At 69.4% G+C, this 15,312-nt stretch carries 14 protein-coding genes; 8 read left to right on the top strand and 6 right to left on the bottom strand.

The window, feature by feature from the left end; translation table 11 throughout:
- Positions 1 to 111: 111 nt before the first annotated feature.
- A complete protein-coding gene (locus tag ACFV2J_RS22720) occupies positions 112 to 711 on the bottom strand; it encodes a DUF6542 domain-containing protein (RefSeq protein WP_385084323.1) in 600 nt (199 codons plus the stop codon).
- A gap of 175 nt (positions 712 to 886) precedes the next feature.
- Between ACFV2J_RS22720 and ychF the strand changes: the two genes are divergently transcribed.
- On the top strand, positions 887 to 1,975 hold the full coding sequence (gene ychF, locus ACFV2J_RS22715) for a redox-regulated ATPase YchF (RefSeq protein ID WP_385084325.1): 1,089 nt from the start codon (positions 887 to 889) through the stop codon (positions 1,973 to 1,975).
- Between the two features lie 96 nt (positions 1,976 to 2,071).
- Positions 2,072 to 2,209 carry a hypothetical protein gene (locus tag ACFV2J_RS22710; RefSeq protein ID WP_385084327.1) on the top strand — a complete coding sequence of 46 codons (138 nt, stop codon included), beginning with the start codon at positions 2,072 to 2,074 and terminating at the stop codon, positions 2,207 to 2,209.
- 364 nt (positions 2,210 to 2,573) lie between these two features.
- On the opposite strand, the gene ACFV2J_RS22705 is transcribed toward ACFV2J_RS22710, so the two are convergent.
- From ACFV2J_RS22705 to ACFV2J_RS22695, 3 genes are all read right to left on the bottom strand, one after another.
- A complete protein-coding gene (locus ACFV2J_RS22705; RefSeq protein WP_385084329.1) occupies positions 2,574 to 4,454 on the bottom strand; it encodes a DNA/RNA helicase domain-containing protein in 1,881 nt (626 codons plus the stop codon).
- 110 nt (positions 4,455 to 4,564) lie between these two features.
- The gene (locus tag ACFV2J_RS22700) at positions 4,565 to 6,622 is read right to left on the bottom strand and encodes a DNA/RNA helicase domain-containing protein (protein WP_385440238.1); all 2,058 of its coding nucleotides are present in this window, start codon (positions 6,620 to 6,622) and stop codon (positions 4,565 to 4,567) included.
- A gap of 165 nt (positions 6,623 to 6,787) precedes the next feature.
- On the bottom strand, positions 6,788 to 6,916 hold the full coding sequence (locus ACFV2J_RS22695) for a DUF6408 family protein (RefSeq protein ID WP_385084333.1): 129 nt from the start codon (positions 6,914 to 6,916) through the stop codon (positions 6,788 to 6,790).
- 582 nt (positions 6,917 to 7,498) lie between these two features.
- Here ACFV2J_RS22695 and ACFV2J_RS22690 point away from each other — a divergent pair.
- Positions 7,499 to 9,679 carry a DEAD/DEAH box helicase gene (locus tag ACFV2J_RS22690; protein WP_385084335.1) on the top strand — a complete coding sequence of 727 codons (2,181 nt, stop codon included), beginning with the start codon at positions 7,499 to 7,501 and terminating at the stop codon, positions 9,677 to 9,679.
- An 88-nt stretch (positions 9,680 to 9,767) separates the two neighbouring features.
- On the opposite strand, the gene ACFV2J_RS22685 is transcribed toward ACFV2J_RS22690, so the two are convergent.
- Positions 9,768 to 10,874, bottom strand: a complete 1,107-nt coding sequence (locus ACFV2J_RS22685; protein ID WP_385084337.1) for a threonine synthase — start codon at positions 10,872 to 10,874, stop codon at positions 9,768 to 9,770.
- Complete coding sequence (locus ACFV2J_RS22680; RefSeq protein WP_385084339.1) at positions 10,871 to 11,173, bottom strand: hypothetical protein; 303 nt, start codon at positions 11,171 to 11,173, stop codon at positions 10,871 to 10,873. Before ACFV2J_RS22680 ends, ACFV2J_RS22685 begins: the two co-directional genes overlap by 4 nt.
- 194 nt (positions 11,174 to 11,367) lie before the next feature.
- Here ACFV2J_RS22680 and ACFV2J_RS22675 point away from each other — a divergent pair, with 194 nt between their 5' ends.
- From ACFV2J_RS22675 to ACFV2J_RS22655, 5 genes are all read left to right on the top strand, one after another.
- On the top strand, positions 11,368 to 12,561 hold the full coding sequence (locus ACFV2J_RS22675) for a DUF4190 domain-containing protein (protein WP_385084341.1): 1,194 nt from the start codon (positions 11,368 to 11,370) through the stop codon (positions 12,559 to 12,561).
- Between the two features lie 147 nt (positions 12,562 to 12,708).
- On the top strand, positions 12,709 to 13,461 hold the full coding sequence (locus ACFV2J_RS22670; protein ID WP_385084343.1) for a GntR family transcriptional regulator: 753 nt from the start codon (positions 12,709 to 12,711) through the stop codon (positions 13,459 to 13,461).
- 429 nt (positions 13,462 to 13,890) lie between these two features.
- Complete coding sequence (locus tag ACFV2J_RS22665) at positions 13,891 to 14,073, top strand: SPOR domain-containing protein (protein ID WP_168530036.1); 183 nt, start codon at positions 13,891 to 13,893, stop codon at positions 14,071 to 14,073.
- 39 nt (positions 14,074 to 14,112) lie between these two features.
- On the top strand, positions 14,113 to 14,571 hold the full coding sequence (locus ACFV2J_RS22660; RefSeq protein ID WP_385084345.1) for a (deoxy)nucleoside triphosphate pyrophosphohydrolase: 459 nt from the start codon (positions 14,113 to 14,115) through the stop codon (positions 14,569 to 14,571).
- Positions 14,572 to 14,752: 181 nt separating this feature from the next.
- Positions 14,753 to 15,184, top strand: a complete 432-nt coding sequence (locus ACFV2J_RS22655; protein ID WP_385084347.1) for an ATP-binding protein — start codon at positions 14,753 to 14,755, stop codon at positions 15,182 to 15,184.
- Positions 15,185 to 15,312: the final 128 nt, after the last annotated feature.

The raw sequence follows: 15,312 nt of genomic DNA, 5'->3' as shown, positions 1-15,312 counted from the left end.
CCAGCGCGCGGTCGGGGGGGCTGGGTTTTGTGTAAACCCCCCGGGGCGGGGCGGGTGCCGCGCCCGCCCCGTGGCCCCCCCGCGCGGCTGGCGGGACTTTCGCGACATGCTCTAGCCGGGCTGCCCGGCCGACCTCGACGCGGGGGCGGTGCCGCGGCGGGATCCGTCGGTCTGGCTCCGCCGCTGCGCGGCCCGGCGGGTCATGTGCCGTGCCTTGCGCACGGTCGAGATGACCCCGGCGACCAGCGTCCCCCCGTACAGCCAGCCCGCCTGCGTCGCCAGCGCGGTGACGAGGCCCATCAGCCGGCCGCTGAGGCCGCCGCCCCCGCCGGCGAGGGGCAGCAGCCCGAACGCGAACGCGATCGGCACGACCACGGGCGCGCTGACGAGGTCCCCGCGCCGCACCCAGAGCGCGGTCAGCGCGCTGACGGGCAGGAACAGCACCCCGTACAGAGCCGGCGACGCCCCGAACAGCAATTCGTCGAGGCAGGCGAGGACGAACATCGACGCACCGCAGAACAGTCCGCTGCCGAGTCCGGTCAGCCGGGGGTTCGGCAGCCGCCGTCCGTCCCGTGCGGGCGGCGGTGCGGGCCGTCGTGCGGGTGGGCCGCCCTTCTGCGGGCCGACGGACGCGCTCCGCCCGGCCTGGGCGGGAAGAGGCGCGTCGCGTCGCTGCCGGTACTGAGGGGGGCGCGTCCTGTGTTGCTCCACTGGACCAACTTAGGTCGGTTTATGTGTGGAATAGGTCCTCAGACACGCCGATGAGCGGACCTTGGCCATGCGTTCGACAGGTCGCCGGTACGGGAGCGCGCACGCCGTAGACTGGTGGATCGGCCCGAGCAGTCCACGGGCCCTTCGCCCATCCTCACGTACGGGAAGTCGCAACGTGTCGCTCACGATCGGAATCGTCGGTCTGCCCAATGTCGGCAAGTCGACCCTGTTCAACGCCCTGACCAAGAACGACGTGCTCGCGGCCAACTACCCGTTCGCCACGATCGAGCCCAACGTCGGCGTGGTCGGCGTCCCCGACGCCCGGCTGAGCAAACTGGCCGAGATCTTCGCCTCGCAGCGCGTCCTCCCGGCCACGGTGGACTTCGTCGACATCGCGGGCATCGTGAAGGGCGCCTCCGAGGGTGAGGGCCTGGGCAACAAGTTCCTCGCGAACATCCGCGAGTCGGACGCCATCTGCCAGGTCATCCGTGCCTTCAAGGACGAGAACGTCGTGCACGTCGACGGCAAGGTCTCGCCCAAGGACGACATCGAGACGATCAACACCGAGCTGATCCTCGCGGACCTCCAGACGATCGAGAAGGTCCTGCCGCGCCTCCAGAAGGAGTCGCGCATCAAGAAGGACATCGCTCCCAAGGTCGCCGCGGTCGAGGCCGCGAAGGAGATCCTGGAGAAGGGCGACACCCTCTTCTCCCAGGGCATCGTCCAGGGCTCCGGCAACGAGGAGCTGCTGCACGATCTGCACCTGCTCACCACCAAGCCGTTCCTCTACGTCTTCAACGTCGACGAGGACGAGCTCGTCGACGAGGACTTCAAGACCGAGCAGAGCGCCCTGGTCGCCCCCGCCGAGGCGATCTTCCTCAACGCCAAGCTGGAGCAGGACCTCGCCGAGCTCGACGAGGAGGACGCGATGGAGCTCCTGGAGTCCGTCGGCGCCGAGGAGCCCGGCCTCGCCACCCTGGCCCGCGTCGGCTTCGACACCCTCGGCCTCCAGACCTACCTGACGGCCGGCCCCAAGGAATCCCGCGCCTGGACCATCAAGAAGGGCGCCACCGCCCCCGAGGCCGCCGGAGTCATCCACACCGACTTCCAGAAGGGCTTCATCAAGGCGGAGGTGATCTCCTTCGGCGACCTCGTCGAGACCGGCTCGGTCGCCGAGGCCCGCGCCAAGGGCAAGGCGCGTATGGAGGGCAAGGACTATGTGATGCAGGACGGGGACGTGGTGGAGTTCCGGTTCAACGTGTAGCGGCATTTCCACCACGTCGCCATTGTCAAAAATGCGGGTCAAGAGGGTCCGACTCATGGGAGTCGGGCCCTTGGCTCGTGCTGGGACGGTGCTGGGATGACATCGGAAAACCTGGCGCACTGGCATGTCCCGTTCGGGGCTCGTGCGCTCCTCGTGGAGCGTGCGACCGAGGACGAGGGCGGACACGTCCAGATCGACGAGCATGTCTTCACGGTGGCGTTCGACGAGGAGTAGGCGGGCCGAGGAGCGGGTGCTTCGCACGGTCGGTGGAGGAGCGATGGTCCAGCTGCGCGGAGAGAGAGTCTGCGGGAGATCGGCGGTCGCACGATTCTGGGCCCGGAGTACGCCGGCGAGCGGTCTCTCGGTGAGCGACTCAGCGGCCAGGGCCGACTGACCTTCTACGAGCTGGAGCGCCTTTCGGGCGATCTGCTCCACGCTGGTGATCAGCTCGCCGGGCACGGAGCAGGTGCGGTTTACGGGAGCGGGCGTCTGAGCCTTGGCCGGGAGCCTGCGCCGGGGGCATGCTCGGTCGTCCTGGTCGATGCGAACGCGCTACGAAACGGCGAATCGCTTCGAGACGCGTGGCCCCCTCAAGGGGTCACACGGTCGCGAAGCTTGAGGTCGTACCGGTCAAGTCGCGGAGCTTCTGCCGTGTCTCGGCATCGGTCGAGTACACCACCGTGCCGATCATTCCTCGTGTCAGCAGCACCTTGTACGTGTTGCGGATCAGCCGGTCCACATCCGCGTCCGAGGTGGACTTCTTGAAGACCGGATCCTTGGAAGCTGAACGGTCAGTGACCCAGCGGTCGCCGCGCCACACCAGATCGGGACCTATGATGACGCCGCTCCAGTCGTACTCGAAACCCTGCGCCGTGTACACACATCCCACTTGCCCGAAACCGGCCGGATCGGTTGCCCACAGCGCGGCTGGAGGCGCGCCCCCGACGGACCGGTCACCGAAGACGTTCCAGGGCCGTTCCCACTCGCCAATGGCTACATCTGCGGGCAGTGCCTCTCCGGGCGGCACCTTCTTCGTCCACTTCCAGCAGTAGCCCGCGGACATGCGAGCGCTGTACCCCTGCGAGCGGCGGTCGTCGAGGAACGCCTCCAACTCCTGAGGGCTGTCCGCGACCATGAGGTGCATCTTGTCGTCCGGTTCCCATGCCACAGGACCACCCGGTTCGAGACCCAACAGCCGGACCACCCAACGCAGATACGCGTCGCTGCCACCACACCGGAACTGGCTGTCCAGCGGCACCACCCGGCATGGGAGGCCCTTCGCGGCGGCGGCCGCCCTGATCTCCGCGACCGTGCCCATTTCGCCGGGCCGAACGACTTGGTGCTCGTCGAGCAGGAACACCGGGACACGTGCCGCGTCGATGAGTTCCTCGATCTGAGCTTTGCCTGTGCGGTTGGACGCCTGCGTGTAGCGGTTGGCCGACGTCTCTCGAATGCGGTGCGCTTCGTCGCAGATCAGGACGTCGAGGCTGTTGCGCTCTGCGGTCATGAAGCTGTTGAAGTACTTGAAGAGGTCTTTCACCTCACGCTTTCGAGCGCCCGCGACCTTCCTCATGGTCGTCGTGAACGAGCTGGAGCCGGTCGCATGCAGCGCGGTGGTGCCATGCCGGTACAACTCGCCGAGGAGCGACAAGGCGATGACGCTCTTGCCGGTGCCGGGGCCGCCGGTGACGATCACGACCTCCTTGTGGTCGGATTGTTTGGCGCGGCGTACGGCGTTGAGGACAGTGCGGTACGCGATCTGCTGCTCGTCCAGCAAAACGAACTGCTCACGTTCGCGCACCTCTTGGGCGGCCACTGCCATGAGTTGCTTCGACGGGCCGATCTTTCCATCGACGAGTTCGTCTGCGGCCGAAGCGCCGGACTGCGGCCCGAGTTCCGTGCGTAGAAAGCTGATGAACTCGGCGCGTCGCGCACCGATAAAGAGCTGACCGTACTGGTCTTGCTCGGCCTCGAAGAGCCCGCTGACACCGAACTCGGTGGCGTTGTGCAGATATGCGGCGCCATGGACGCGTTCCGGGTGATCGGCCAGGGCTCCGTTGAAGGAGATGAGGTACTCGCAGTAGCCGCGCACTTGGTCGACCGGATTTAGCACTGCCCGGGTGTATGAATCGATGCGGCACAGCGACGGATCGTCGTCGTCCGGCTCCGCGCTGCTCCACTGCTTCAGTTCCACGATGACGTAAGAAGGCAGTCCGGTCTTGGGATGCACCCCGGCCAGCACCGCATCAGCCCGCTTGCTGTTCAGCGGCATCCCGTACTCCAGGAGCATCTCCACTTGGCCGAGTCCGGCATCGTTGAGCGCGCTTGCGAGCACAGGGATGCTCCGCTCCCACGAGCGCACCTCGGACGAACTTGGCTTGTGGCCGTGCACATGCACGAACTGCTCCGTCAAGCGGAAGAACAGAGCACCGGAGTGGCACTCGGCAGCGACCGCTGTGGCGGAGTCGCGGAACAGCAAGACATGCCCCCAGGCAGCACGAAGAAACTCGTGCGGGTGGGGGCATTTCCCTCGCTGCTCCGTCAGGCGGAGCGGAAGCCCGGCGGGCCGCAGCTACGTCAGGATCAAGGTTACCCGTGCCGTCTGCGGTAGGCAGGCGGCAGCTGTGATCCTTCGGCGGTGAGCTTCGGCTGCGCGCCGTCGTAATGCTGCATGCCGATGGCCCCTGGGATGAGCCTGCGCAGCTCGTTGTGAGTCGCTGGATCGACCGCGTAGACCACGGTACCGACGACGCCGCGGGTGAGGAGCACGTGATAGGCGTTGAGGACGCACCGGGTGACGATCGCATCGTCGATCGGACCGCGGAAGGCGGGATCGCACGAAGCGCTCCGGTCCACCTTGAACTTCCCGTCGCGGAAGAGCAGGTCGGGTCCGATGATGACGCCGTTCCAGTCGTACTCGAAGGTCTGTGCCGTGTAGACGCAGCCGATCTGGTCGACACCACGGCGATCGGTCGACCAGAGGTCCGACCGTGGTGCGTTCGGAACGCTGCGCTCTGGCTTCACGTTCCAAGGCCGACGCCAGTCGCTGATGTGCACGTCGTCGACCAGTTGGTCTCCGTCCGGGTTGCTCCACGGCCAGCAGAAGCCCGCGGTGATGCGGGCCGTGGCCCCTTCGAAGTGGCGTTCCCGGATGAACTGCTCCATCTGCTCGGGTGAGTCGGCGACTGCCAGAGTCATCCTCCCGTCCGGTCGCCAGGCCACCGGATCGGAGGCGTCAAGGCCCAACAACTGCTGGACCCAGCGCTGGTACCGCTTGCTACCGCCTGCTCGGAACGTGCCCTCCAGATCGGTCACTTCGACATCGCAGCCCATACCGCTGGCCAGCTCTTTGAGATATGTGGCGGTGCCCACCTCATCCGGGCGAATCGACTGATGGTCGTCGAGCAGGAAGATCGGGACTTTGGCGGCTCTTATCACCTCGGTCGCCTGGGGTCGGTCATCGTCCCGCAGCTCCTTAGGAGTCCAGCGGTATGTCGAGCTGCGCCGCATGCGGTGGGCCTCGTCGCAGATGAGGACATCGATGCTGTCCGGTGGGGTCTTGCTGAAGCTGTTGAAGTATCGGTACAACTTGAGGGCCGCACGGCGCTTGTCCGCAGTTCGCCCTCCGCGAGCCGTACTGAGCATGATCTCGCGCAGAGTCTCCGTGTAGGCGTGAGAGCCACTTGCCAGAACGGCCTCGCGGCCCTTGAGCCCGAGGGCACGTTGCAACTCGAGGGCCACAGCGCTCTTCCCGCTGCCAGGGCCACCCCGCAGGATGTAGACGCGCTTGGCGCCCGGATCGGGGGCGGGGCTGTGAGCGGCTTCGGCGTCACAGAACAATCCGACGTCGAAGCCGGTGAAGTGTGCGGTCTTCTCGAGGTGTCGGGTGATCCGGTCGACGGCGACGTACTGCTCGTCCAGGAGCGTAAGACCTCCACCGACGACCGAGCGCTGACGTGCCACATCGGTGACCTTGAGCAACGGGTCCTGGCGGGCCTGCTCCAGTGCTGACGCGGCCCGCTTCCCGGACGCGGGAGCAAATCTCGAAGTAAGGACTCGTCGGAAGCGGGGCAGGTCATCGAGCGTGTAGAGGAAACCGTGGTCGGTTTCGGATAGGCCGAACAGCGCCTCCACATCCGCGTCTCGTGCGTTGTGGAGCAATGCCACACCCATCAACTGGTTCTCGTTCTGCCGGAGATGGGGCAGATAGCGCAGCATGTACTCGCAGTAGCGCTGGACCTGCCGGACCGGATGCAGCTTGTTCTTCCCGTCGCCGAACCCGAGATCGACGGCGATGGGGCACAGGGGGTCCACCGTGGCGTGCCGTACCTGCTTCAGCTCAACTGCGAGGTATGAATCCGTGTCCGTACCAGGATGCCGGCCGCACAGCACAAGGTCGACCGCGGAGTTGGTGTGCGGCAGGTTGACCTCTATCTGTACCTCAACTTCGTCGAGGCCGCAGTCCAGCAGAGCTTTGACCACTACGGGGAGGCTGTTGTTCCAGGAGGCGATGTCGCCCGGGCTGGCCGTTCCTCCGCTGATCCGGGAATGCTCTTGGATCAGTTGCTCGGTGAGCGGAAGGTGTGTCGATCCGGCCCGGGCCACGATGAGTCGGCCGAGCTCGGCTGCGGACAGTTGCAGGAGCACGAAGGATCCCCAGGCACGAGATGTGACTCGTGCGGGTGGGGGCATGTCCTTCGTGACTCCGCCGCAGCGGAGCGGAAGCCCGTCGGGCCGCAATGACGTTCTGCAGATTACCTGTCTGCGAAGGAAGGAGGGGCGGGCCCCTGGAGGCCCGCCCCGCCGCCCGGCTCAGCCGAGGCGGTGCACCACGAACTGCGCCAGAGCCCAGGCCAGGTTCGAGCCGAGGCTCGCCACGATGCCAACCAGGACATCACGGACCCAGATGCGACGCTTGGGCATGTACTCGACAGCAACCACGGGAACGCGTCCCCTTCGATTTGATTGGTGACGGCGCCGGATGGCTCCCGCCGGGAGCGCACCATGGGGCTGAGTCACCGAACCGAAGGGCATCGCACATTCCTCGGGTCACATCGCGTACACCCTCCGAGGAGGGCACGCGGTGCATGGCAACGGTAGTCCACGAGTGGGGAGCGTGGGCAAGAAGTTAATGCAGAGACACCGACGGGCCGGTGGGGCGAGGGGCATGGAGGCATTGAGGATGGTCGGCCGGGCATCTGGGCGGTACGTGGTACTGGGATAGAACGCCCGTGCTGGGACGGCCCCGGAAAGCCCCGCGTTTCCGCAGGCGGCAACTCTGCACTACGGATCCCGGTCCAACGTCTGAGCGGATGAACTGACAACACGTCACTGACGTGGTGAACATGCAGGTCAGAAGGGGCCGGACGCAGTCGGGTCCGGCCCCCTCGGTCTCCGCGCGCTGGATGGGTGCGGGATGAACTCGCACCGTGCCGGGATCGGTGCCCCGGCGGAGCCCGGCGCGATTCAAGGGCCGTGCGTGTGGTGGGAGGATGCGCGGACGGTGCGAGAGGGGCGGGAAGCGTGGGGCGTGGCGAGCGGGACACGGTTGCCAGGGGAGTGCGACTCCACGAGGCGGCGCAGGCGCTGGCCGGTGACCACGGAAGGGCGGTGGAGGCGGTACGGGCGGCACTCGAGCCGATCCACGCCGCGGCGGTGAAGCGGGAACTCGGCGCCATCCCGGTCGCCCGACTGCAGGACGTCACCGAAGGACGGCTGCGGCTGGGGAGTGTCGAGAAGAGCGGACTGCGCACCGTGGGCAGTGTTCTCGAAGCGGGCCCCTACCGCCTGCGGCAGATCCCCGGTGTCGGGCAGCGCACCGTCGACCAGATGATCGCCGCCGCCCGCCGGCTCTCCGAGGCCGTGCACGAGACCGTGGCCGTCCACATCGACGTGGACCGGCCGGAACCGGGCACCACCGCGCTCGTCACGGCCCTGCACGTACTGGTGGAGGCCGGCCCGGACGCCCGGCGCGCGGTCGACAGGGCCGCCGTCCTGTCGGCACGGCTCGGTCCGTTGCTCGCCGAGGCCAGACCCGCCGCGGGACGCATCCGGATGCTCCTGTCCGGCAAGGAGAAGAAGGCCCGCGCGCTGGCGGCGGTCGCCGAGATCCGGTCGCTGGCGGACGAGGCGGAACGGGCGGGCCTGCCCGAACTGCTCGCACAGGCATCGGTGGACCTGCTCCGTGGGCCTTCGTCCGACCTCGCGGCCCGGGTGGACTTCGAGCTCCGCTCCGCCGAGTACTACGGCCTGCTCGCCGAGGTCTCCGGGCGGCTGCCGGACGCGGCCGCGGCCGAGGGCTTCCTGCCGGACGAGATCGCCGAGCGGGTACGGGCCCAGCACCTCGACGACGCGCACCGGAGGGTCTCCCTGCGCGGCTACCAGGCGTTCGGCGCGCGGTTCGCGCTCGCCCAGCGCAAGGTGATACTCGGCGACGAGATGGGCCTCGGGAAGACCATCCAGGCGATCGCCGTGATGGCGCACCTGGCCGCCGAGGGACAGACGCATTTCATGGTCGTCTGCCCGGCGAGCGTGCTGGTGAACTGGACACGGGAGACCGAGGCCCGCAGCGCCCTGCGCGTCACGGTGCTCCACGGCCCCGATCGGCACCACGCGTTCGCCGACTGGAAGGGGCGGGGCGGCGTCGTGGTGACCACCTTCGACGCGCTGCGCGGCTTTCCCGCACCGGACGACGGTGAGGTCGGGCTGCTCGTGGTCGACGAAGCGCACTCCGTGAAGAACCCGGAGGCCAAGCGGTCCAAGGCGGTCGCCCTGTGGGCGGAGCGTTGCGGGCGCACCCTCTTCATGACCGGGACCCCGATGGAGAACAGGGTCGTGGAGTTCCGCAACCTGGTCCGGATGCTCGACGTCGACATCGCGGAGTCCCTCGGCGAACGGGACGCCCTGGCCGGATCGGTCGCCTTCCGCAAGGCCGTCGCCCCGGTCTACCTGCGGCGCAACCAGGAGGACGTGCTGACGGAACTCCCGAGTCTCCAGCAGACCGACGAGTGGGAGGAGCTGAGCGCGTCGGACGAGGAGGCGTACCGCGAAGCCGTGCGCGCGGGCAACTTCATGGCGATGCGCAGGGCCGCGTACATGCGCCCCGAGAAGTCGGCCAAGCTGGACCGGCTCCGGGAGATCGTCCGGGAGGCCGGCGAGAACGGGCAGAAGACGGTGGTCTTCTCCAATTTCAAGGACGTTCTGCGCGTGGTGGAGGAAGCACTCGTGGAGGGAACCACCCGAGGCACTCCGGTGTTCGGTCCGCTCACCGGGAGCGTCCCGGCCGGGCGGCGGCAGCAGGTCGTCGACGACTTCGCCGGTGTCCCGGGTCCCGCCGTGCTGGTGGCGCAGATCCAGGCGGCGGGCGTCGGCCTCAACATCCAGGCCGCCTCCGTCGTCGTCCTCTGCGAACCCCAGATCAAGCCGACCATCGAACATCAGGCGGTGGCCCGGGCCCACCGGATGGGCCAGGTCAGGCCGGTTCGGGTGTACCGCCTCCTCGCCACCGGGGGAGTGGACGAACGCCTGGTGAAGATGCTGGAGGCCAAGACCCGCCTGTTCGACGCCTACGCCCGCCGCAGCGCCGTGGCCGAAGCCACCCCGGACGCGGTCGACGTGTCGGACACCGAGCTGGCACGCCGGATCGTCGAGGAGGAACAGGCGCGCCTGGGCTTGGCGGACGAGCGGCTCACGGCCGCCGAGTGAACGCCCCGCGCGGCATCGATGTGCCGGAGATCGACGTGCCGGAGGACGCCCGTCCTCGGGGCGGACGACGGGGCTTCCGCAACACGCCCTACTCGCCGGCCAGCCCCGTCTTCGCCCCCGCCCCGCACAGCGGTACCACCGCCGTCCGTGTCCCGAGGACGCCCTCCCGTACGGCCGCCCAGCACGCCACGCCCGTGGACTCGACGTAGAGACCCTGTGACGCCAGGTCCCGCTGGGCGTGCCGGATCTGGTCCTCCGTCACGGTCAGGAAGGCGCCGCCCGAGTCACGGACGGCGCGCAGGATCTGGCGGGCCCGCGGCGGGCGCGGTACGGCGATGCCCTCGGCGGCGGTGGGGGCCGTCGGGGTGGTGCCCACGAGGTCGTCCGCGCCCTCCTCCCAGGCATGCGCCAGCGGTGCCACGGCGGCGGCCTGGACCGCGTACAGCGCGGGCCGCCGGTCGATGAGACCGGCCCCGTGCAGCTCGGCGACGGCGAGGGCGGCGCCGAGGAGCAGCGTCCCGTTGCCGACCGGGACGACGAGGACGTCGGGGAGGCGTCCGCCGAGGTCCTCCCAGAGTTCGTGCACATAGGTCTTCGTGCCGTGCAGGAAGTACGGGTTGAAGACGTGCGAGGCGTAGAAGGTGCCGGGCTCGTCCGCCGCCTCGCGTGCCGCCAGGGCCGTCGTCTCCCGGTCGCCGGCCACCCGACGCACCTGTGCGCCGTGCGCCCCGATCTGTTCCAGCTTCTTCGGCGACGTGGCTTCGGGGACGTACACCGTGCACGGCAGCCCGGCCCGCGCGCAGTAGGCCGCGATCGCCGTTCCCGCGTTGCCGCTGCTGTCCGCGAGCACCCGCCGGGGCTCCAGCCGCAGCGCCAGTTCGACGAGCAGGACGGCGCCGCGGTCCTTGAACGACAGCGTCGGCATCAGGAAGTCCAGCTTGGCCGAGACGCCCTCGCGCAGCGTCACCAGGGGAGTACGGCCCTCGCCCAGACTGATCGTGGGCGCCGACAGCGGCAGGCACTCCGTGTACCGCCACAGTGAATTCACCCGCCCGGTCAGGGACTTGAGCGGCGCGGGCGTCGGCGCGAAGTCCAGGTCGAGCGGGCCGCGGCAGACCGGGCAGCACCAGTCGGGCGAGCCGCCGGGGACGCGCGTACCGTCCGCCGGGCAGAAACAATCCGGCAAAGCTGTCATGAGCGCAGGTTATGCGCGCACGACGGCCGGTCGCGGCAGGGCTGTCGCGCCGTTCCCCCGAGTCCCCGCAGCTCCCGCAGGCCGCCCGGCAACTCCCGCCCCGCGGCCGCCGCTTCGCCGGCCGGCCGTCCCACCGCCTCCGCCGGCTCCGTGCGCGCCGCGCCACCCGCCCCGTCCGCGAGGAAGGCCGGCGGCGGCCGGACCCCGGCCGCCGAGAACGCCGTTCCGCCCGACACCGTCTCCGCCCAACGGGCCGTCAGCCCGTCGACCGCCCGGATCGTCGCGTCCGTGATCCGCATCCGCATTCCGCCCCCGCCCCCGTCACGCTTACGATGCGCCCAGCCGTACGTCAGTCACATGTTTCTCGGACATCAGTGCTGCGGCGGTCCGTGTCACCCGTTCTTCACGCCATTTCCCGCCTCGGTCCCGCACGACTGACCGATTCCCGAGGCGGCTCTGCACGACCCCGTCCGGACAAGGAGCAACGCAACTCGTGGCCATACCCCCGCCGCCCGGGCCCCAGCAGCCCGAGGGCCCGTATCCACCGCCGGGCCAGGGGCCGTTCCAGCCGTACCAGCCTCCCTACCCCCAGGGTCCGTACCAGACCTGGGGCCAGGGCTACTCCCCGTACAACCGTCCCGCGCCCTTCAACGGGCTCGCGATCTCCGCCCTGGTGCTCGGCGTCCTGTGCTTCCTGCCGGCGGTCGGTCTGATCCTCGGGATCGTCGCCCTCGTGCAGATCAGGAAGCGGGGCGAGCGGGGCACGGCGATGGCGGTCATCGGCATGGTGATGTCCGCGCTCGGCGTCGCGCTGTTCGTGCTCGCCCTCGCCACGGGCGGCGGGCGCGACTTCTGGGACGGCTTCAAGGAGGGCGCGGGCTCGACGGGCAGTGCCTTCTCGCTCAGGAAGGGCGACTGCTTCGACGCGCCGGGCGGCTCCCTGGAAGGCATGGCGTACGACGTCGACAAGGTGCCGTGCGCCGGGCGCCACGACGCCGAGGTGTTCGCGGACTTCAGGATGAGCGGCGGGAACTACCCGGGCGACAGCCAGGTCGTCGACGCCGCCGACACCAAGTGCTACGCGCTGCGGTCCTCGTACGCGATGGACGCCTGGGCCGTGCCGGACGATGTCGACGTGTACTACTTCACGCCCACCCGGGAGAGCTGGCGCGGGGGCGACCGCGCGGTTAGCTGCATGTTCGGGAACACGGACGCCAAGGGCGGGCTGACGGGCTCGCTGCGCAAGGACGCCCTGACGCTGAACGCCGATCAGACGGCGTATCTGCGGGCCGCGGACGTACTCAACCAGGCGTTGGACACGGCACCGGACAAGGCGTACGTCGAGGACGACCTGCCGGGTCACAAGGCGTGGGCGGTCAGGATGTCGGGCGCGCTCGACGAGCAGGCGCGCCTGCTGCGCGGCCATGGCTGGTTCCCGGCCGCCGAGAAGCCCGTCGCGACCCTCGTCGAGGACATCGAGGCGTCCCGCAAGGAGTGGACGAAGGCGGCGGCCGCCTCCGACGCGGACACCTTCTACGCCCACTACGAGAAGGGCCTGAAACTCATCGACCCGAGCAGGACGGTCACGGCACGCAAGGTTCTGGGGCTGGCCACCACTCCGCCCGCGGACGGTACGAACGGGGGCGGACAGGGCGACGGGTCGGGCGGCGGCGGCGTCGAGGTGTGACACGGGCTACAACGGGGAGAAAGTGCCTGGGTAAAGCCCTCGGCAGCCATAAGTAATCACATCGAGTGATTCTCTGGCCTGCGCTTGCACGGCACAACCCACGGTTGCCAGGCTGTTGCTGTCTGTACAATCTGATGGGAGCGGCCAGTGACTTTCGGTGAACAGCCGGCGTACCTGCGCGTCGCGGGTGATCTCCGCAAGAAGATCGTCGACGGTTCACTGCCACCGCACACCCGCCTCCCGTCACAGGCCAGGATCCGCGAGGAGTACGGGGTCTCGGACACGGTCGCGCTGGAGGCGCGCAAGGTGCTGATGGCGGAGGGCCTGGTCGAGGGGCGCTCGGGTTCGGGGACGTACGTGCGCGAGCGGCCGGTCCCGCGCCGGGTCTCCCGGTCCGGGTACCGGCCGGACAGCGGTGCCACCCCGTTCCGGCAGGAGCAGGCCGACCTGACCGTGCGCGGCACCTGGGAGTCGCGCAGCGAGCAGGTCGAGGCGAGCGGGGCGATCGCGGAGCGGCTCTCGATCCGGCCCGGTGACCGTGTGATGTGCACGAAGTACGTGTTCCGGGACGCGGGCGAGGTCATGATGCTCTCCACGTCCTGGGAGCCCCTCGCCGTCACGGGCCGTACGCCGGTGATGCTCCCCGAGGAGGGCCCGCTCGGCGGCATGGGTGTCGTGGAGCGGATGGCCGCCATCGACGTGATCGTGGACAACGTCACGGAGGAGGTGGGCGCCCGCCCCGGGCTCGCCGAGGAACTCCTCGCGCTGGGCGGAGTGCCCGGGCATGTGGTCGTCGTCATCCAGCGCACGTACTTCGCCTCGGGGCGTCCGGTCGAGACGGCCGACATCGTCGTACCGGCGGACCGGTATCGCGTCGCGTACCACCTGCCTGTGAAGTAGCCGTAGCCCCAGTCGCAGCCCCAGCCCCAGCCCCAGTCGCAGTCGCAGACCTCGACCCGGTCCCGTCCTCACGGCCCGGGTCGAGGGCGCGGCAGCCGCAGTGGCCTCCGTCTCCGCAGCCGTCTCCGCCTCCCCGTGTCCGCAGCCGCGTCCCCCGCCAAGTGGCCTGCCCCCGCCGCCGGTTGGAATCTGGCCGTTCTCAAATGCCGCGCCCGGGGCGGCGTTCGCGCTGCCCTACCGGCGCACGGAGGGCGGTCGACGGCGCATCAGCAGGCACGCGCCCCCTCCGTACTGGCCGGTTGCGTACCTCTTTGTGAAAAGCCGTATTCGCTGCGTGAAGGTTAGGCGTAGGCTCGGGCATATGCGGAGTGCGGTTTCGTTGGAGCACGGGTTACGGCGGGGGCCGGGGGCGAGAAGTGGAGGGGCTCGATGAACGACAGCACGATCACTCTTCCCTGGCTCGTCATACGGCAGGACGACAACGGCAACCGCTATCGCGTCGGTAGGTACGCGACCCGGGCCGAGGCCCAGAAGATCGCGGACAGCCTCGACGACCGCGGGCACAAGCAGCTCTACTGGGTCGAGCGGATCGGGCAGAACGGCAGCAGGTGACGGCTTCGGGCCGGTCTGCCCTGTCGTAGGCTCCGGCGCATGGACGAAACGATCGTGGTCGTCGGGGGTGCCCTGCTGCGCGACGGACGCCTCCTCGCGGCACGCCGTAGTGCGCCTCCCGAGCTGGCCGGACGCTGGGAGCTGCCCGGCGGCAAGGTCGAACCGGGTGAGGCGCCCGAGGCCGCGCTCGTGCGCGAGCTGCGCGAGGAACTCGGTGTCATGACGGAGGCCGTGGAGCGGGTGCCGGGGGAGTGGCCCCTTCGGGTGCCGTACGTTCTCCGTGTGTGGACCGCGCGGCTGCTCCCCGGCTCGGACGACCCCGCGCCCCTGGAGGACCACGACGAACTGCGCTGGCTGACCCCGGACGAGATCTGGGACGTGGACTGGCTGGACCAGGACGTCCCCGCGGTCAAGGCCACGCTGCCCCACTGGACCCCCGCCACCGCCGCCCCCGCGTCGGCCCCCGCCGACGGTCACCACGCCGACCGCCGCCCGTAGATCTCCGAGGCTCCCGTGTCCGCCGCCGCGCGGCGTGGGTGAGGGGGCGTGGGGACTCGGGGCGGGCGAACCGTCTTGATCGGTTGGGGTTCCGTACGCCGTTTGTGCCACAGTGCTCCTGCCCGCACGGTAAGCCGCCGTGGATATCGGGTATGTGCCCATTAACCCCACGAAACCGGACATGCGTGGGTTCCTGTCCTGGGAAGTGATCGGCGTGATCGACACCGTAGGCGAACGCGCCGAGTGGACCTTTCCCGCGGAGCCGGGTGCCGTCCGCACGGCCCGCGCGGTCGTCCGCGGCCAGCTGCGCGCATGGGAGCTGGACGTCCTCGGCGACGTGACCGCGCTCCTGGTCAGCGAGCTGGTGACCAACTCCCTGCGGTACGCCACCGGACCCATCGGTGTCCGCCTCGTCAGACCCGCGGCCGTGCCGGACGCCCTGCTGGTGGAGGTGTCCGATCCGCTGCCCGACCCGCCCCGGGAACGGGCCGCGGGCGCCGACGACGAGAGCGGGCGGGGTCTGCAACTGGTGGCCGGTTCCTCCCGCCGCTGGGGCACGCGCCCCGGCGACACCGGTAAGACGGTCTGGTTCGAGCTCGCGGTCCCCGGCTGAACGTGCCGACCCGACGCGCCCCGCTGAACGTACCGACCCGACACGCCCCGCTGAACGTGCCGACCCGGCACGCCCCGCTGAACGTGCCCCGCTGAACCGCCCCACCGAACGTGCCGAGCCCGTCGTGC

The sequence above is a fragment of the Streptomyces sp. NPDC059668 genome (genome assembly GCF_042734135.1).
In the GTDB taxonomy this organism is placed as follows: domain Bacteria; phylum Actinomycetota; class Actinomycetes; order Streptomycetales; family Streptomycetaceae; genus Streptomyces.
Note: the sequence above shows the minus strand (reverse complement) of the source record. Positions and strands in the feature narration are given on the sequence as shown.